This is a genomic window from Pseudomonas sp. ICBG1301 (assembly GCF_016918385.1).
Lineage (GTDB): Bacteria > Pseudomonadota > Gammaproteobacteria > Pseudomonadales > Pseudomonadaceae > Aquipseudomonas > Aquipseudomonas palleroniana.
On record NZ_JAEKGB010000002.1, the window covers coordinates 293,280 to 314,095 of the forward strand.

Sequence of the window (20,816 nt, forward strand, 5' to 3'; positions counted from 1 at the left end):
TTGGGGTTATTCAGGCGGTGGTTGTGTTGATCAGGTGAGGTTCGACCGTGCGTTCCCTGGCAATCAGGCGTTCGAGGATTTTGCGTGACTGCACGCCGCCGGCATCGATATTCAGCTTGAGCAAATTGCGCGTCGGGTGGGCAAGCAGGTTCTGTTGCTGGCGCTCGAGCATCTCCAGGTCTTCGCTGAAAATCTTGCCCTGACCTTCGCGGATGCTCGCGGTCAGTGCCTCATCGTCGGGCTTGAAGTTGCGTGCCATGCCCCAGAAGTACCAGATCGAGGTGTCGGTCTGCGGGGTGATGAAGTCCACCACAATACTCGCCGCCTTGTGCTCGGCGGCCGCGTGGTAGCCGCCTTTGCCGGCATGGGCCACGCCGACTTCGATCAACACATGGCTGGGCGGGGTGAAGCGGCAGATCTGCCAGCGGTCTACCGGCACATCATCGGCGAGGTTGTTGCCGCGCAGGGCCATGCGCCAGAACGGCGGGGCCATGATGTTTTCCATGTGCCGGGCGGTGATGACTTCGTCGCCTTCAACGCTGGTCACGGGCGCTGCTTCGTCGATTTCCTTCTGGCCGATACTGGAGGCATGCACGTAGGTTTCGTGGGTCAGGTCCATCAGGTTGTCGATCATCAGGCGGTAGTCACACTGGATCTCGAACAACCCGCCGCCATAGGCCCATTCATCACTCACGGCCCATTCCAGATGTGGGATCAGCGCGGGATCGGCCAGGGCCTGATCGCCCGGCCAGACCCAGATGAAACCGTAGCGCTCGACGGCCGCAAACGTCTTGTTGCAGGGAAACCCGCGTACGCGCTGCCCCGGCATTTCCACAGTCTTGCCATCACCGCCCATCACCAGCCCGTGATAGCCGCAGACCAGGTTGCCGTTCTCGACATACCCCAGCGAAAGCGGGGCACCGCGATGCGGGCAGAAATCCTCGACCGCTATTACGGCGCCATCCAGGCCACGATAAAACACCATTTTTTCAGCGCAGATCTGTCGGCCCAAAGGCTTTTGCGCAATTTCATCAGGGGTGCAGGCGACGTACCAAGTGTTCTTGGGGTACATGACGACTCTCCAGGCGATGCGTTATTTTTATTTAATGGATCCATTAAATGGGCGACAGGCTGAATAGGTCAACGCTAATGCCGTTATATATTGGGCGATTATCGGTCAATTGGGTTTCAGTGGATCCAATGATCCGTTCTTTAAAAGGACTCAAGGACGGGCATTGGATCTGTGGCCGTGAAGCGGGGATGCACATTTAATTGACGCCACTATATCGCCACCCTATTATCGCCGCCGAATGATGGCACTAAGCCATGTAGAGGGATCTAATCGATGTGGCGTTTTGCACGCCGGACCAGGCTCAGCCTGCTGTCCGCTTTTTTTTGCCTGGGCGCGGGCGGGTGGGCGCAAGCCGCCACACAGCAGGCTGCTCCAGGTATCACCGACCTGATTCGTGATCGCCAGGACCGCCTGCTCGAAGAGCAGCAGCGGCGGCTTGAGGATCTCAAGGAATTGCCGGGTAAATCCGCTACGCCTACGACGCCCACAGGGCCTGCCGACACTCGTTGCTTCCCGATCAAAGCCATTGAGCTCTCCGGCGCTGAAGCGTTGTCCGAAGGCGAACGCAACCGCCTGATCAAGCCTTACATCGACCAATGCCTCGGCGTACCACAGCTTAACGAGGTGCTCAAAGTCATCACTGACCGCTACCTGGCCAAAGGCCTGGTGACCAGTCGCGCCTACCTGCCGCAGCAAGATCTCTCCAGCGGGCACCTCAAGATCCAGGTGGTCGAAGGCAAATTGGAAAGCTTGAAGGGCGCTGAAGGCAGTGGCATCACCGACCGCCAACTGGCGATGAGTTTTCCCGGCAAGCAGGGCGAATTGCTCAACCTGCGCGAAGTCGAGCAGATGGTCGACCAGCTCAACCGTCTGCCCTCGAACCAGGCGCAGATGGAACTGGCGCCGGGCAAGGCGGTGGGCGGTAGCGATGTGTTGGTCAAAAACACCCCGCAGAAGCCGTGGCGCGTGGGCCTGTCGCGCCACAACGGCGGCCAGCGCAGTACCGGCGAGCAGCAGTGGGGCGCGAGCCTGGATTGGGACAATCCATTGGGCCTGGCTGACCAACTGTCGTTGCGCGGCGGGCACGATGCCGTCAGCGACCACCAGAAAACCTCGCGCAATTCGATGCTCAACTACAGCTTGCCGTTCGGCTGGTGGAACCTGACCTACAGCTACACCGAGAGCGAATACCGCTCCCGGGCCGAGGCAAACAATTTCACGTTCAAGCAGACCGGCGACAGTCAGAACCATCAATTGCGGCTGGAGCGCGTGATCCACCGCGATGCCCTCAGCAAAACCTCCCTGAGCACCGGCGTGGCCTACCTGCGCACGAACAATTTCATTGAAGACAGCAAGCTCGCCGTGAGCAGCAACCGTCTCAGTGAAGCCCAGTTCGGCATCAATCACGGGCGACGTATCGGTGAGTCGTTTCTCAACATCGACCTGGGCATGCAAGACGGCATTGGTGCATTCGATGCCCAGGCCAATCATCATCCAAAACCCGGCCAGGCCGATGCGCGTTACCGCAAATACACCGCCACGCTGAGCTACCTGTACCCCTTCAAGTTGTGGGGCGAGTCATTGAGCTTCAGCAGCCTGATGACCGGCCAGCACAGCGAAGACGTGCTGTTCAGCCCACAACGCATGAGCCTGGGCGGGCAGTCGTCGATTCGCGGCTACAAAGACCAGATGCTCGCCGGCGACAGTGGCGGTTACTGGCGCAATGACCTGCGCTGGAGCCGCCCGGTGACCTGGGCCTGGCTGCAGCCGGTGCTCAGTGAGTACGGCACCAGCCTGGGTTACGACCAGGGCGTGATCAGCCGCGACCGCTACAACGCCGAGCAGCATGGGCGCATGAGCAGTAACTCGGTGGAGCTGTTTGCCCGTGGCAAGAACGTCGCCGCCAGCGTGACCTTTGCCCACTCTCTGGAACGACCGGCCGCCATCACTGAGCGTGAAGCGCCGATCTATTTCCGACTGGATTTCTTTCTTTAAATTTTTGACCGCCTTCGGGCAACGAGACATGACATGGACGTTCGTCAGTTCGCCTTCCTCGCGCGCCAGCCTTCTGCTGCCGTAAAAAGCCGTACCCACTTCCTGGGGCTGCCTAAACGAGGGTTGGCGTTGATCCTGGCCAACGCCATGTTCTGGCAACCGCTGCTGGCTCAGGCGGACGGTATCGTGGTCAGTGCGCCGGGCACCACGCTCGGGCAAGCGGGCAATGGCGTGCCGATCGTCAACATTGCCGCCCCCAACGCCAACGGCCTGTCGCACAACCAGTTTCATGACTACAACGTCGGTGCCAACGGGGTGATCCTCAACAACGCCACCGACCGCACCCAGTCCACCCAGTTGGGTGGCATCATCGTCGGCAACCCGAATTTCCACGGCAGCGCCGCCAACGTCATCCTCAATGAGGTCAACGGCGGCAGCCCCAGCCAGCTGCGCGGTTACACTGAAGTGGCGGGGCAGTCGGCCCATGTGATTGTCGCCAACCCCTACGGCATCAGCTGCAATGGCTGCGGTTTCATCAACACCCCGCAAGCCACGCTGACCACCGGCAAGGCCGTGATCGAAAACGGCCAGATCAACCGCTATCAGGTTGACCAAGGCACTGTTGCCATCGATGGCGCCGGCCTGAATGCGAGCAATGTCGATCAGTTCGAAATCATCACCCGCGCCACCACGATCAATGCGCAGATCCAGGCGAAAAAACTCACCATCGTCGCCGGTCGCAATGACGTTGATGCACGCACCCTGAATGCCAGCGTGCGTGCAGCGGATGGCAGCCAGGCACCGGACCTGGCCATCGACTCGTCGGCGCTGGGCGGGATGTATGTGGGCGCGGTCAAGCTGATCGGCACCGAGGCCGGTGTTGGCGTGCGGTTGTCGGGTGACATGGTGGCCGGTGGCGATATTCGGATTGACGCCGCAGGCAACGTGATCATGGGGCAGGCCTCGGCCGGTACGGCGCTGGCGGTCAATGCGGCCAGTGTGCAAGCCAAGGGCGCAGTGTATGCCGGTACCGATTTGTCGGTGAAAACCCAAGGCGCACTGACCAACCAACTAACCCTGGCCGCCAAGGACAGCCTCACGCTGGACGCGGGCGGGCGATTGACCAACAGCGGGATTATCGAAGCCGGCGTCAACCCCGACAACAGCCGCAATGCCCAGGGTGATGTGCGCCTGACAGCCCAAGGCATCGATAATACCGGCAAGACCATCATTGCCAGTCGCGACCTCAGCCTCGATACCGGCGAACTCACCAACCAGGGCGGCACCCTGAGTGCTCAGCGCAATGCGCAGTTGAGCGCCACGAGCCTGGACAACCAGAACCAGGGCCGAATCTTGAGCGCCGGCAGCCTCGGCGTGAACGCGGGGCAGTTGCTCAACAGCCAGGGCGGCCTGTTGACCAGCAGCGCAGCACTGACGGCAACGGTCGGCCAGTTGATCAACCGCAACGGCGAACTGTCGAGCCTCGGCCAGGCCAGCTTGCAGGTGGCGATGCTGGATAACGTGGCAGGCCTGGTGTCGGCCGGGCAAACCTTGAACCTGAATGCCAGCTCCGCCATCAACAACCAGGCCGGGCGGATCGCTGCGCACCAGGCCGTGCAGTTGAATGCCGCTTCCCTGGACAACAGCCAACAGGGATCGCTGACCAGCCAAGGCACGCTCGCTGTTGAACTCAGTGGCAGCCTGGCCAACCAACAGCAGGGCCGTATCGAGTCCAGCGGCAACGCGACGGTCAAGGTCGGTGCGCTGGATAACCAGCAGGGTGGGGCGCTCACCAGCGGCCAGGCCCTGGACCTGACGGCGGGTGCGGTGAATAACAGCGGCGCTGGTCGGATCGCCAGCGCTCAAGGCTTGAACGCGAATCTCGGCAGCCTCGATCAACACGACGGCGGGCGTTTATACAGCAACACCGACTTGAGCCTGAACCTCAACCAGGGTCACCTGGACAACCGCAACGGGCTGATCAACGCCGCTGGGCAGTTGACCCTTGGCAACCTCGACAGCGTGGATAACCGCCAAGGTGAGATTTCCAGTGCGCGGGCGTTTACCGTCGCCGCACGCACGGTCGATAACGCGGCCGGCAAGCTGCTCAGCGACCAGGGGCTGACCCTGCAGATTGCCCAGGTCTTGAATAACGGTGCGGGGCTGATTGCGGCGGCCGGCTTGCAAATCGATGCTGCCGGCCTGGTCAATGACCAGAACGGCAGCCTGAACAGTCGCGCTGCGCTGAACGCTCGGGTCACGGGGATGCTGGATAACCGTGGCGGCAGCGTCAGTGCTGTCGGCGCGAGCCAGGTCAATGTGGGCAGCTTGAACAACGGCGGCGGCAAGGTCTTGAGCGAGCAGTCGCTGATGCTGGCCGTTGCCCAGGCGTTGAATAACGCTGCAGGCCGGGTGAGCGCCGCATCGTTGCAGGTGCACGCCGGCAATCTCGACAACAGCGACGGTCATCTGGTGGCGCAGAACGGCCTGACCCAGGACGTCGACGCCACACTGCTCAACCGCAATGGCGAAATCCTGGGCCGCGATGTGCGGCTCACGGCGGGCGTGCTGGACAACGCCCAAGGTCGGATACAGGGCGACACTCTGCTGAAGATCAACAGCGGCGACCTGAGCAATCGCAATGGCGCCCTGGCAAGCAGCCAGACCCTGCAACTCACTGCGGCCAGCCTCGACAACACCCTTGGCAAGCTCACCAGCAATGCCGCGCTGACCGCCGCCATTGCCGGTCACCTGCTTAACCAGAGCGGGTTGTTCAGCGCAGGCACCGACCTGCAACTGAGCAGCGCCGACCTGAACAACCAGGGCGGCCAGCTCAGCGCCGGCGGCCCCCTGCAATTGCACGCCGGGTTGCTGGATAACAGCAGCGGCGGGCGCATCAACGGCCAGCGCCTCAGCGCGAATGTGACCGGCCTGGACCAGCACAACGACGGTCGTCTCTACAGCCAGGGCGACTTGAGCCTGGACCTCAATCGCGGTTACCTGAACAACCAGGGTGGGTTGATCAACGCTCCGGGGTCGCTGCTGTTGAATAACCTCAACAACGTCGACAACCAGGGCGGGGAAATTTCCAGCGCCACCGGCTTCAGCCTGCAAGCGGACAGCCTGGATAACACCCTGGGCAAGGTCTTGAGCGAACAGGCCCTGACCGTGCGTATCGCCCGTGCGCTGGCGAACGCCAAAGGCCTGGTGTCGGCCACAAGCCTCGACGCCCGAGCTGGGAGCTTGAGCAATCAGGGCGGTAAATTGACTGCGCGTACCGCGTTGAACCTCGGCGTCGATGGGCTGTTGGATAACCGCAGCGGCGAGTTGCTGGCCAATGACCTGGCGTTGACCGCCGGTTCACTCGACAACAGTGCAGGGCGCGCCCAAGGCGATCGCAGTGTGGCCCTCAGCAGCGCTGCCCTGATCAACCAGCACGGCACCCTGGCGGCCGGCGAGACCTTCATCCTCAATGCCGCCAGCCTGGATAACAGCGAAGGCACACTGACCAGCGACGGCGCCCTGACCGCCGTGATCGCCGGGCAGTTGCTCAACCAGGCTGGCTTGCTGGCTTCCACCGGTAACCTACGCCTGAACCTGGGCAGTCTGGATAATCAACGCCAGGGACGCATCAGCAGCAAAGCCGACCTGACCCTCGCCGGCACCACGCTCGATAACCGCAACGGCAACCTTGCAGCGGTCGGCGTCTTGAAAATCAACGCGGCCAGCCTGGATAACCGCCAGGGCAGCGTGTATGCCAACCAGAATCTCGACCTGGCGTTGGACGGTGCCCTGAACAACAGCCAGCAGGGACGCTTGCGTGGTGATGCCCAATTGAGCCTGAAGGCAGGCCAGGTGGATAACAGCGACGGTGGGCGCGTCAGCGGTGGGCAGTCGCTCAGCGCCAGCGTGACGGGGTTGGACCAGCACAACGATGGTCGCCTGTTCGGCCAGGGCGACGTCAGCCTGGATCTCAATCGCGGCCATCTGAACAATCAGGGCGGCGCCATCACCGCACCGGGTCAATTGCGGCTGAGCAACCTCAACAGCGTCGCCAACCAGGGCGGGGAAATCTCCAGTAGCCGGGCGTTTACCCTGGCCGCCGATACGCTGGACAACCGCAACGCCAAGGTTCTCAGTGAACAGGCGCTGACCCTGCGAATTGCGCGCGCCCTGGACAACACCCTGGGCCTGCTGTCCGCCCAGGCGCTGGACCTGCGTGCCGGCAGCCTGGACAACCTCGGCGGCACACTCAGTGCGACTGACGGCCTGGCGGTGCAGGTCGACGCTGCGCTGGACAACCGCAACGGTAAACTGTTGGCGCGCACCGCCTCGGTCAATACCGGCTCCCTGGATAACCGCGAGGGCTTGCTCCAGGGCGATGCCACGCTGACCCTCACCAGCCTTGGCGCCCTGGATAACCGCCAGGGCCTGGTGTTTGGCGCCCAGGCGCTGGACATCACGGCGGCCAGCCTGGATAACAGCAGCGGCAAACTCTATTCCAAGCAACAACTGGCCGTCTCGGCCAAGGGCGCGTTGGGCAACGCTCAAGGTACGCTCAACAGCGATGGCACCCTGGTGCTCACGGCCGGGCCGGTAGACAACAGTGCCGGCGGACGCATCACCAGCCAGCAGCAACTCACGGCCTCCGTCACGGGCCTTGACCAACACAACGATGGTCGCCTCTACAGCCAGGCGGGTGTGAGCCTGGACCTCAACCACGGCCACCTGAACAACCAGGGCGGCTTGATTCATGCCCCCGGTGCGCTGCTGCTGAACAACCTGGCCAGCGTGGATAACCAGGGCGGCGAAATCTCCAGCACCCAGGCGCTGACGTTCAGCGCCGACAGCCTGGATAACCGCGCCGGCAAGTTGCTCAGCGAACAAGGGCTGATCGTGCGCATTGCCAAGGCCCTGGACAATACCAAGGGCCTGGTTTCCGCCACTGGCCTGGACTTGCGCGCTGATCGCCTGGTGAATGCTGAGGGCTCGCTCAAGGTCCGTGACAACCTGACGGCGCAGGTCGACGCGGCACTCGACAACCGCCAGGGCGAAATCCTCGGCGCAAGTACCGCCCTCACGGGGGCGTCGCTGGACAACAGCCAAGGGCTGATCCAGGGCGACAACCGCCTCACCCTTAAGCACTCGGGCGCGGTCGCCAACCGCAACGGCCGCCTTGTCACGGGCCAGGTCCTGAACCTGAGCGCCGGCAGCCTCGACAACAGCCAGGGCAAACTGACCAGCGACGGTGTCCTGAATGCCTTGATCAGCGGTCAGTTGCTCAACCAGGCGGGGCTGTTGGCCGCCAATACCCAGCTGCAATTGACGGCTGCCAGCCTGGATAACCAGGCCAAAGGCCGTATTACCGGCAAGAACCACCTGAACCTGAGCGTCGGCCAATTCGACAACCGTGGCGGCAGCGTCGCGGCGGTGGGGCAATTGCAGGTCAACGGCACCACGCTGGATAACCGTGACGGCGGCTTGCTCAACTCAGGCCAGGCCATGACCCTGGCGGTGGACACGCTGGATAACCGCGCCGGGGAAGTCTCCAGCGTCACCGACCTGACGCTCACCGGCCAGCAGTTCGACAACAGCGCCGGCGGGCGCCTGTTGGCCAACGGCGACATGCAGTTGACCCTGCAGCGCTTGAACAACCAGCTCAAGGGCATCATCTCCGGGCAGCAGTCGATCAACCTGAACGCCGCGCAATGGGACAACAGCGCCCAGGGCAGCCTGTACGCCAGGCGCGGCCTCGGCATCACCTTGAGCGATCACCTGAACAACCAGCAAGGTGCGCTGCGCAGCGATGGCGGCCTGAACCTGCTCGCGGCCAGCCTGGCCAATGACAGCGGGCGTATCAGCAGCGCCGCACCGCTGGTACTGACCACCTCGGGCGCGATCAGCAACCAGAAAGGCGAGTTGCTCAGCGCGGTCGCCTTGACCTTGGCCAGCGCCAGCCTCGACAACCTGGGCGGGAAAATCATCGGTGACGGGGCCGTGCAGGTCACCACCGGTGCTTTCAACAACCAGCAGGGCGGGCGGCTGACCAGCGCCGAGCGCCTCAACCTGACGGCAGGGCAGGTGGACAACCGTGGACAGGGTCGCATCGCCAGCGCCAACGCCCTCACCGCCAGCATCACCGGGCTTGACCAGCGCGGCGGGGGCCAGCTTTACAGCACGGGTGCGCTGACCCTGGACCTGAACAAAGGCCACCTGAACAACGCCGCAGGCTTGATCAGTGCGCCAGGCCAGCTGTTGCTCAAGAACCTGGCGACGGTCGCCAACCAAAGCGGCGAGATCTCCAGCAAACAAGCGTTCAGCCTGGCCGCGCAAAGCCTGGATAACACCGACGGCAAAGTGCTGAGCGACCAGGCGTTGAACCTCAAGATCGATCAGGCGTTGATCAACCGCAACGGCCAGGTTTCTGCGGCCGGGCTCACGGCTCAAGCGGCAAGCCTGGACAACAGCGAGGGCGTTTTCAGCAGCTCGAAAGACCTGAGCCTGACGTTGGCCGGTGACCTGCTCAATGTCGACGGCGAAGTCTCGAGTGCCGGCGCCAGCGTGGTCAACGCCATGACCTTGAACAACCACAACGGTCAGGTGATGGGCGATGTCAGCCTCGACCTGGCGATCCAGGGCGCACTGGTTAACCAGGCGGGCACCCTCGGTGCCGCCCAGCGCCTGCAAGTCACGTCGGCGAGCCTGGACAACAGCCAGGCCGGCAGCCTGGTCAGCGATGGCAGCCTGCGCGTGAAAGTCGACGGTTTGCTGGACAACCAGGCCAAGGGCAGTGTGATGGCCAAAGGGCTCATGGACATTCAGGCGGTGAGCCTGGACAACCGTGGCGGGCGTGTTTCCGGGCAGAACCTGCTGACCCTGCGCGGCAATAGCCTGGATAACCGCGCCGGCGCGATCCGCGCCAACCAGGACCTGAACCTGTACCTCGGCCAGTTGGACAACCGCGAGGGCGTGCTCAACAGCAAGCAGGCCCTGGGCATCACGGGCCAGTCGCTGAGCAATCAGGGTGGCTTGCTCAGCGCCGCAGGCCCGGTACGTCTGGCGCTGGAAAACGCCAATAACGACAAGGGGCGCATCGCCAGCCAGGCCGACCTGGACGCTACCATCGGCACCTTGACGCAACAAGGTGGCGAGCTGGTTGCCCAAGGCAATCTGGCCCTCACCGGCACCACCCTCGAGAACCGCGACGGTGCTTTGGTCGGGGCCACAAAAGCGCTGAAACTGAAAGTCGACAGCGTCGATAACCGGGCCGGCGAAATCTCCAGCCAGATAGACGCCGAGCTCAGCGGCCAGCGCCTGGACAACAGCGGCGGCAAGCTGCTGGCCGGGACGGCGCTGCAATTGGCCGTGGCCCAGGTGATCAACCAGGCCAAGGGGCTGGTGTTCGCCCAGGATGCACGCTTGACCGGCACGCGCCTGGATAACGCCCAAGGCACCTTTGCCGGCCAGCGCTCGCTGGCGATTCAACTGGCAGCGGGGCTGGATAACAGCCACGGCAAGATCAGCAGTGAAGGGACGTTGCAACTGCTCGGCCAACGCATCGATAACACCGGCGGCAGTGTTTCCAGCGCCGGTACGCTGGATATCAGCAGCGCCAATGAGCTGCTCAACCAGGGCGGTATCCTCGAGACCGCCCAAACCCTCGCCCTGACCAGCGCGAGCCTCGACAACAGCCAGCAGGGCCTGATCAAAAGCCAGGGCGCCGCGACCCTGGACACCGGCCTGTTCAACAACACCGTGGGCGGGCGCCTGATCAGCGCCGACAGCCTCGACCTCAAGGCCGCCCAGGTCAGCAACGCCGGCCGCATAGCCAGCGCCGGCAGCCTGAACGCCAGCCTCACCGGCCTCACCCAGCAGGGTGGGGAATTGTTCAGTAACACCCAACTGAACCTGGATTTGAACCACGGTGACTTGAACAACGCCGGTTTGATCAACGCACCGACCCTGGTGCTGAAAAACCTCGGCAACCTCAACAACCAGAACGGTGAGATCTCCAGCCAGAACGCCTTCACCCTGGCGGCGCGCAACCTCGACAACAGCAACGGCAAGCTGATCAGCAACCAGGCGCTGACCCTGCGCATCGACCAGGCCCTGGCCAACCTCAAAGGCCGTATCAGCAGCGCCGGCCTCTACAGCCGCAGTCTCAGCCTGGACAACACTGAGGGGCTGGTCAGCAGCCGGGGCGTCCTGGACCTCAGTGCCGGCGAGCTGATCGATAACCAGCGCGGCACCCTGATGGGCGACGGCAAGGTGTTACTGGCCAGCGCCAACCTGGACAACCGTGGCGGCGAAATCGCCGGCAAGGCTGAACTGACGGTCAACGCGAACCGCCTCGACAACCAGCAAGGCCAGTTGATCGGCACCGACACCCTGCACCTCAGCGGTGCCAGCCTCGATAACCGTGGCGGCCTGGTCGGCGCCACAAAAGCGCTGACACTCGATGTGGCCGGCATCGGCAACCGCGCCGGTGAATTGACCAGTAACGCCGACGTCAACGTCACCGGCCAACGACTGGATAACAGCGACAACGGCCAAGTCTTCGCCGGCAGTGGCTTGAGCCTCAGCGTCGATCAACTGCTCAATCGCCACGGCGGTCAACTCAGCGGCCAGCGCCTGATGCTGGCGGGCACCGGCCTGGATAACAGCGGCGGCAAGCTCCTCAGCCAACAACCAATGCAAGTGGAACTGGCCGGCGACCTGGACAACAGCCAGGGCTTGCTGAGCAGTGAAGGGACCCTCGACGTCAAGGCGCGCAGCCTCAACAACACCCAGGGCAGCCTCTCCAGCGCACAGGGCTTGAGTGTCGAAGTCACCGGCCAACTGAACAACCAGAGCGGTGAACTGGTCACCGACGGCGCCCTGGTGCTGCGCAGCGCCGGCCTGGGCAACCAGCAAGGCAGCCTGAGCGGTAAAGGGCCGGTCGCGGTCACCACCGGCGTGCTGAATAACCAGGGCGGGCGCCTCAACAGCGGCGACACGCTGAACCTGAGCGCCGGCCAACTCAACAACGGTGGCAGCATCGGCAGCGCCAAGGCGCTTACGGCCAGCGTCACGGGCCTGGACCAGCAGGGCGGCAAACTCTTCAGCAACACCCGCCTGAGCCTCGACCTGAACAACGGCCAGCTGAACAACCAGGGCGGTCTGATCAATACCCTCGGCCCGCTGCTGCTCGACAACCTCAATGCCGTCAACAACCAGAACGGTGAAATCTCCAGCGCCCAAGCCTTCACCCTGGCCGCGCAAAGCCTGGACAACAGCAACGGTAAACTGCTGAGCAACCAGGGCCTGACGCTGCGCCTCGCCCAGGCACTGGCCAACGTCAAGGGCCTGATCGGTGCGGCTAGCCTCAGCGCACAGGCAGGCTCCGTGGACAACCGCGGCGGCACCCTGACCAGCCGTAGCGACCTGCAACTGACCAGCGAGGGGCTGCTCAACAACCAGGACCAGGGCTTGATCAGTGCCAAGCAGGCGCTGACCCTGACCAGCGCCAACCTGAACAACCAGAACGGCAGCCTGCTCGGTACGGCAGGCGTCACCCTCAGCGCCATGGCGCTGGACAACCGTGCCGCCGGCCTGATCAACAGCCAGGGCACCCTCAACCTGAGCGCCGCCAGCCTGGACACCGGCAGCGGCGGTGAGGTCTCCGCCAAAGGCGCGATGGACCTGAACCTGAGCGTCCTGAGCCTGGCGGGTGGCCGTGTCATGGGTGAACAACGCGTCACCCTGGACCTGAACAACAACGACCTGGATAACCGCAACGGCTTGATCCTCGCTAAAGGCCCGTTGACCCTCAACCGACTGCGCACCTTCAACAACCAGAGCGGCGAACTGTCCAGCCAGCAAAACCTGGCCCTGAGTACCGGCACCCTGGATAACAGCGGCGGCAAGCTGATCAGCAGCCAGGTGCTGACCGTCAACGCGACCAACCTGCTCAACCAGAATGGCCTGGTTTCCGGTTGGCAGGGCCTGAACGTCTACGGCGGGCGCCTCGACAACCGCAACAACGGCACCCTGTCCAGCCGCAGCGGGGCAGTCGACGTGGGCCTTTCCGGCGAACTGCTCAATGGCGGTGCCGGTGCCCTGGTCAGCCAAGGGCAACTGAGCGTACGGGCGGCCAGCCTCGACAACAGCGGCGGCATCCTGTCCAGCGGCGCCGGGCAAAGCCTGGTGATCAGCGCCGGGCTGAGCAACGCCAACGACGGCCTGATCGACAGCGGCGCCGACCTCGACCTGCAAGCCGCCACCCTCGACAACCAGGCCGGCACCGTCAACGCACAGCAGGCGCTCACCCTGACCGGCACCGACCTGCACAACCAGGGCGGCACGCTCGCCAGCAATGGCCGCTTGACCCTCAACCTGCTGAGCATCCTCGACAACACCAACGGCAAGCTGGCCAGCGCCGGCCCGTTGCTGTTGCAGCGCGCTGTCCAGGTCAACAACCAGGGCGGCCAGATTGCCAGCCAGGGCCTGCTGACGCTGCTCACCGGCGGCCTCGACAACCGCCAGCACGGCACCATCGCCGGCAAGGACCGCGTGGCAATCACCAGCACCGGCGTCCTGCAAAACGACGCCGACGGTTTGATCTACAGCCAGGGTGCAGACCTGCAAGTCAAGGCTGTCAGCCTGAGTAACCGTGCGGGCGTGGTACAGGGCCAAAGTGGCTTGAGCCTGGATGTCAGCGGTGAGCTGGATAACCAGGATGGCAAGCTTCTGGCGCAAAGCGGTGATGTCAGTGCCAAGGCCAATACCCTGAACAACCAGGGCGGCACACTCGCCAGCCTCAAGGGCCTGTTGGATGCCCGCGTGGCTGACAGGCTGCTGAACGGCTATAGCCAGGTCGACAAGGCCGGCGTGATTCAGGGCCAGCGCTTGAACCTGATCGCCGGCAGCGTGGATAACCAACACGGGCGTATCGCCGCGCAAAATGGCGACGCCGTGGTCAACGCCAATTATTTCGCCAACGCCTACGGCGGCCTGTACGCCAAGGACCTGCTGCGGGTCGGCGGTGCGGGGCTGGACAACAGCTTCGGGCAAATGGCGGCGAACCGGGTTGAACTGGGGCTCAGCGGCCAACTTAGCAACCACTTGGGGATTATCGAGAGCGACACCCTGCTGAACGTGCAAGCCGGCAGCCTCGACAACCAGGGCGGCCAATTGCGCGCCATGGGCAGCGGCGGCAAGACCGACTTCCAGGTCGGCGGCGTATTCGACAACCGCAACGGCCGCCTGGAAACGCGCACCAGCGACCTCACCCTCAATGCCGCAAGCTTCCAGAACCAGGGCGGCAGCCTGCTGCACAGCGGCAGCGGCACGTTTGATATTGCCACCGCGAACCTGACCAATGCCGGGGGCACTGTCGTCACCCAAGGGGGCTTGACCCTGGCCGCTGATACCTGGACCAACAGCAGTGTGATCCAGGCTGGGCGTTTGACGGTGAGCGTCAATACCTTGAATCAAGCCGCAGGCGGCCAGTTGTTGGCGTCTGACAGCTTCGTAGGCAGTGGTGGTAACTGGAACAATGATGGCCTGATCGCCAGCGATGGCACGGCCCAATTGACGCTGGCCGGCAGCTATGGCGGCAATGGGCGTTACAGCAGCGTGGGTAACCTGGGCCTGAGTGCCGGGCAAGTGAACCTGAGCACGGCGGCGAGTATTGCCGGCGGACAGGACAGCACGATCAACGTGGGCGGCCAGTTGACTAACGCCGGGCGTCTGACCTCGGCCAACACCATGACCGTCACGGCAGCAGGTGTCAGCAACACCGGCACACTGGCGACCGGCGCCAATCTGACCCTCAGCAGCAACACCCTGCTCAACAGCAATGGGTTGATCACCAGCGGCGGCGACATGCAGTTGTTGGCCACCCGCTTTACCAACACCTATGCCGATGTTTACGGGCTGGGTAATGTCCTGATCGCCAAAGATGCCAGCCAAACCAAAGCCGATTTGCTGGATAACCGTTCGGGCACCATCGAGAGTGCGAAAAACCTGACCGTCAGTGCCATGACCGTCAATAACGTCAGGGACGTGTTGGAGTATTCGGGGCATGAAAAAAGTTCGGTCAAGATCACCGAACTCGACTGCAACCTGATCCCAGGTGCGGGATGTGACTTCCGCAGCAAAGGCCGTCGAAATGGTCTGTGGCAAATCGATGAAATCGATCGCTTGAACGTTACCCGCAGCAGCGTGGCCTCGGCGCTCAGCAGCGGCGCTGACATGCAGATCGACGCCCAGACGCTCAACAACCTGAGCAGCACCATTGCCGCCACGGGCAACCTCACCGCCAACGCGACCACTATCAATAACCAGGGTGTGCAAGCCCAGGAAATCAAGACCACCCGCACGTATTGGAATTTTGTCACGCAAATCTTCCAGGCGCTGCCGGCGGCCGCCAACTTCAATGCAAAAAACAGCCCTACGCCCTCGGCGACCGTCGAGGCAGACCTCAGCTATTTCCTCAGCCTGATGGGGGGCGGCAAGCTTTCCGAAAAAACCACCACGCTCAATAGCGATGGCCAATCCTACGATGCGGTCATCCAGGCGGGGGGCAACGTCGCACTGAACGCTGCCCAGAACATCAACAACAGCGTGGTGCGTCCTTACTACGCCTATGTAGCAGCCGGCCGCACGAAAACCGACACAGGCGCAGGGAGTGGCTATTCGACGGCGATCTCCATCAATTCGCAGTTGCCTCCCAACCTGGCCCAACAGCAAGTGAACCCCCTCGCGCTCCCGGGCTTCAGCCTGCCCACCGGCCAGAATGGTTTGTTCCGCCTGAGCGGGCAGGGCGCCAGCAGCGGGCAAGCGGCTCAAGCTAATGCCGGGCCTCAGAGCTGGACCCTTGGCGCCGCCAGCGTCGGTTTGGCGCAACGCCAACAGACCCTTCCTGAAACCCAGGGGCGGACGATTCAGTTGGAAGAGGTCACCCAGCTCTCCGCCAACAGCCGACAGGTATCGGTTACGGCCCGCGAGGCCAGCGGAATCAACGCCAGGGCCAGTGCCGTTAACATCGCCGGCATAGGCAATGCCGATGCGGTCACGCTGCAACCTGGCCGTACCAGCGGCGGCGATATCACCCAGGTCGATGGCATCAACACCCAAAACCCTGTTGAAGGCTCGCGGCCGACGGTTGATGTCTCTCGTCCGAATGTCGACCTGTCAGGCCTGACGCCCGCTGAGCGCGACGCCCGTATCGTGCTGACCACACCCGATGGAACGTCGTCTGGCGGCACCCGCCCTGACCAGAACGTCCCAAGCCTCTCAACTGCTGATCGCGCAACCAGCGTTGTAGCCGTTGCGCCGAGTAGCACGCGCCCCGACCTTGACCTGCCGGGCCTGATCCCACAGGCCCCTGTTACACCGGTTAGTGTCGTTGCGCCGCAGCCATCCGTGGTGGTTCCGGTGGCGCCTCTGCCACGAGAGACCCCGTCGGTCACGCCGCCAGTCGATCAGCCTGGCGCAAGCGTCAGCAGCCGACCTGCCGTGGTCGCAGTTGTGCCATCTGCGGCTGAACCGACTCCGGTTGCCAGCCAGACCGTCAACCGGGTGCAGGGTCTTCCAGACAAGAGCGCGGTGTCGCAGCCGCACAAATACTTGGTCGAAACCAACCCGGTGCTCACCGGCATGAAGCAATTCATGAGCTCGGACTACCTGCTGTCCGGGCTGGGCTACAACCCGGACGAGAGTGCCAAGCGCCTGGGCGATGGTTTCTACGAACAACGCCTGGTTCAGCAAGCCGTCGTCGCACGTACCGGCCAGCGTTTCCTCGATGGGCAAACCAGCGACGAAAAGCTGTTCAAATACTTGATGGACAATGCCATCGCCAGCAAGCAAACGCTGAACCTGGCGGTAGGGGTCAGCCTGAGCTCCGAGCAAGTCGCGGCGCTGACCCACGACATCGTCTGGCTGGAAAAAAGCGTGGTCAACGGCGAAGAGGTGCTGGTGCCGGTGCTGTACCTGGCCAACGCCAACAACCGCCTGGGGCCCAACGGCGCGCTGATTGCGGGCAATGACGTCAGCCTGATCGCCGGCCAGAACCTGAACAACGTCGGCACCTTGCGTGCCGGCAACAACCTGTCGGCCAAGGCCGGCAACGACCTGGTCAACAGTGGCTTGATCGAAGCGGGTAACCGACTGGACCTGCTGGCGGGCAACAACATCGTCAACAAGGCCGGCGGCATCATTTCCGGACGCGACGTCACCATGACCGCCGTAAATGGCGACGTGATCAACGAACGCACCGTCACCGGCCACGACAGCAGCGATGGTGTCATCAGCGAACACAGCGACTTTCTCGACAGCGCCGCACGTATCGAAGCGGCCAACGACATGAGCATCAGGGCCGGCCGCGACTTCTCCAACCAGGGCAGCGTGCTGCAAAGCGGGCGCGACACGACCATCCAGGCCGGCCGCGACCTGAGCTTCGGCTCAGTGGAGCAGGCCAACAGCAACGCGAACCTCAGCGCCCGCAACAACAGCCGCTCCGTCACCCAGAACGGTTCGTCGGTGACGGCGGGTCGCGACCTATCAGCGATTGCTGGCCGCGATCTGACAGCAATTGCCAGCCAGATGGATGCCAAGCGGGATGTGGCGATGTCGGCGGTGGGCGACCTGACGATGGCTTCGGCGGCGGACGAGCAGCATTCGGCGTTGAACCTGAAGAAGGTGAAGGCGCAGGAAGACCATGTGAGCCAGGTGGGCACGTCGGTCAAGGCTGGCGGGGATGTTTCGCTGAGTGCTGGCAAGGACCTGGCGATGATTGCCAGCCGCGTCAGTGCGGGGGATGAAGCGTATTTGGTGGCGGGTGGAAAGCTGGGGTTGCTGGCGGCGGAAGACAGCGATTATTCGCTGTATGACATGAAGAAGAAGGGGAGCTTCGGGAGCAAGAAGACTCAGCGGGATGAGGTCACGCAGGTCACCAACATCGGGAGTGAGATCACGACCGGGGGGGATTTGACGCTCAAGAGTGGTAGTGATCAGGTGTATCAGGCGGCCAAGCTTGAGAGTGGGCAGGACATTACGTTGGATAGTGGTGGTGGTATTACTTTTGAGGCGGTTAAGGACAAGCATCAAGAGAGCCACGAGAAGAGCAGCAATAGCTTGGCGTGGACAAGTGCAAAAGGTAAGGGCAATACCGATGAAACGTTACGCCAAACTGAGATGGCAGCTCAGGGACAACTAGCTATTCGAGCGGCTGGCAAGATCAATATTGATATTAAACAAATTGATCAGAAAACAGTCAGTCAAACGATTGATGCGATGGTCCAAGCGGAGCCTCAACTGGCGTGGATCAAGCAAGCTGAAGCCAACGGCCAAGTGGATTGGCGAGTCGTGAAGGAGATCCATGAAAGTTGGGATTACAAACATTCAGGATTAGGTGCCGCACCTGCTCTGATTATTTCAATTGTCGCCAGCTTCTACCTTGGACCTCTCGCTGGAGCTATGGCCAGCAACTTTGCCGTGGGCACTATCAATGGCGGCGGAGATATTGGTGCAGGTCTGAAAGCGGCAACCAATAAAAACGCTATTAAAGGCTACGCCACACAGATGGTGACAAGCGGGATTCTGAGTGGGATAGACACAGCAGTCGCTGGTTGGAACCCCGATGGACCGCTGATTCTAAATACCAGTGGCGTCAGCAATCCAGGGTATAGGGCAGGTCTGCTGGATTGGAATACGGTCAGTGAGAATGTGCTTCGAAGCACCACGCATGCTTTAGTTGTAGGAAGCGTCAACACGGCGATCAATGGGGGGAGCTTAAAAGATAATCTCGGTAGTGCGGCTCTTTCCGAGGGACTTGATCTAACTGCAGCCTTTGGCAATAAACAGGTCGGTGACTTGGCCAATTACTTGAAAGTGAGCCCGGGAACTGCCTCCAAGGTTTTAATGCATGCTGTATTAGGGGGAGCCCTTTCCGCTGCTAAAGGCGGTGACTTTAAAACAGGTGCACTTGCAGGCGCTGCGGCGGAGGGGTTGACGGCCGTTGCAACTGAGAACCTAGGTAAATACTTGGATTCGCGGTTTGCCGCAGACGAGCAATTTAAGGTGGGGACTGCTCAGGTCATTGGGGTCCTAGCGGGCGCTTTGGGCAAAGGCGATCCTGAAACTGGCAGTTGGGTAGCGGGAAATGCTCAGCGTTACAACGATTTTCTGCATAGCATAGGCGGGGATTGGGGAGGTGCTGCGGCCAGTCTCGGCGCTCAAATGGTCGAACAAGGTAAGACTCCTGATGAAGTGTCTGACGCGCTTAGATCGCTGGTCAGAGGTGATGGATATCAAGGCCCTGGACATGATTATGTTGCTGGCTGGGCCATAATACCGGGCGCCCTGGGTCTGGCAGTCGCTACGCCGGAACTCATAATGGGATGTGCGCTCGCGCCTTTGATGTGTAACCAGGCTGCAATAGCTGCCGCAGAAGTAGCTGGAGGTGACGCAGCTCTTGGTGGTACCGCGCTAGGCGTGTTTGGTGGTGGCGCTATAGCTGTAGCTGGTGATATAAAAACGGGGTTAGGAGGCGCGGGTTCGAAGGAGGGAGGGAAGACCTCCAAGCTAATTGAAGATGCCAGCCGGCAGTTACAAGCGTACATTGGGACTTTTGGTAAATATAAGCCCCCAACAGTTATTGGTGCTGTGGATCCACTAACGGGGAAAATAGTAACTGCATCCAGTGGAGCGGTGCCGGATGTGATTGCACCTGAATTAAAGGCGTATGCTGAAAGTTTAGGTGGGTTGGGAGTCAAAACTACGTGTGGTAATACGTTGGGTCGCTGTGCTGAGTTCAGGGCTGCTAATGAGCTACTTTTGAGTAATCCTAGACTTAAATTGGGCGACGTTAAATTTACCCCAGCAATTCGTCCTAGGACCGGTCAAGAGGTTCCTCGCTGTGAAAATTGCACTAATATATTTGGAGCTGAATAATGGAAATGGATGAAGAATTTTTAGAAACCAATGACTTGGATTGGTTCGCATCTTGTCAAGATGGCCTGCTTGCACATTTTGCGACTGGGGGGCGAGGTTTTGTACCAATGACAGTAAGAGAGTCAATCTCTGTGTATGAAAGTGTTTATGATTATTTTTTTTCTATAGAAGACAGTGTCGCTGTTGAAGTTATTTATGAGAATCTGCCTGTTTTTAGTGATGACATTCAGCGTGAGCGCTATTTAAAGTCATTTGTTGATATGGCTAGAAGAGGTGTGCTTAGTTATGATGTTGGGGGTGGTGGGGGGTATAATTTAATAGCTAGGCCACGGGAAAGTAGAGTGGTTGATAGTTTGCCTTTGGTTGTTAAAAGGAATATTCCTATTTTGCCTTTAAACTTTTCTTTGAAAATAGACGTAAATGATCTGCTCTGATATCTTTGGTGCAAGAGGAGAAAGGGGATGGATTTATTTAATTTTGTGAGAGTGCTCATCTATTAAATAAATCTATCCACTTTTCTCTAGGTAGCTGACCCAGCCAGTCCGGGAGGAAATAGAATGAAATAGGAAAATAGGGGGCAGACCACGTTTTTGCAATTTTTAGAGTTCAGCAGAGTTTCTCTTTAAAAATATAAAGAATGGTGGTCTGGCCCCTATTTCCCTCTGGGCGGAGGTGGCTCCTCTAATGCTTGCTTGACCAAAACCCCTATTAAGCCAAAATGGTAATCCCCCACGCCGAATACAACAGTGCTTTCTTTGTTTTTTTGACACGTCATCGTTTCTTTTACGCAGGTCTAAAAGTTCGGCACCAGGCT

The 20,816-nt window shown here is 61.2% G+C and carries 4 protein-coding genes; 3 read left to right on the forward strand and 1 reads right to left on the reverse strand.

Going from position 1 to position 20,816, the window contains the following annotated elements; genetic code table 11:
- Positions 1 to 10: 10 nt before the first annotated feature.
- Positions 11 to 1,072, reverse strand: coding sequence for an aromatic ring-hydroxylating oxygenase subunit alpha (locus JBE38_RS05310; RefSeq protein WP_205343756.1), 1,062 nt, complete (start codon positions 1,070 to 1,072; stop codon positions 11 to 13).
- Between the two features lie 273 nt (positions 1,073 to 1,345).
- On the opposite strand from JBE38_RS05310, the gene JBE38_RS05315 reads away from it, so the two are divergent.
- From JBE38_RS05315 to JBE38_RS05325, 3 genes are read left to right on the forward strand one after another with little or no spacing between them, the layout of a single operon-like run.
- A complete protein-coding gene (locus JBE38_RS05315) occupies positions 1,346 to 3,067 on the forward strand; it encodes a ShlB/FhaC/HecB family hemolysin secretion/activation protein (protein WP_090371204.1) in 1,722 nt (573 codons plus the stop codon).
- 33 nt (positions 3,068 to 3,100) lie between these two features.
- Positions 3,101 to 20,002, forward strand: coding sequence for a two-partner secretion domain-containing protein (locus tag JBE38_RS05320; protein ID WP_205343757.1), 16,902 nt, complete (start codon positions 3,101 to 3,103; stop codon positions 20,000 to 20,002).
- Positions 20,002 to 20,436, forward strand: coding sequence for a hypothetical protein (locus JBE38_RS05325; protein ID WP_205343758.1), 435 nt, complete (start codon positions 20,002 to 20,004; stop codon positions 20,434 to 20,436). The genes JBE38_RS05320 and JBE38_RS05325 overlap by 1 nt, the downstream gene beginning before the upstream one ends.
- Positions 20,437 to 20,816 lie beyond the last annotated feature (380 nt).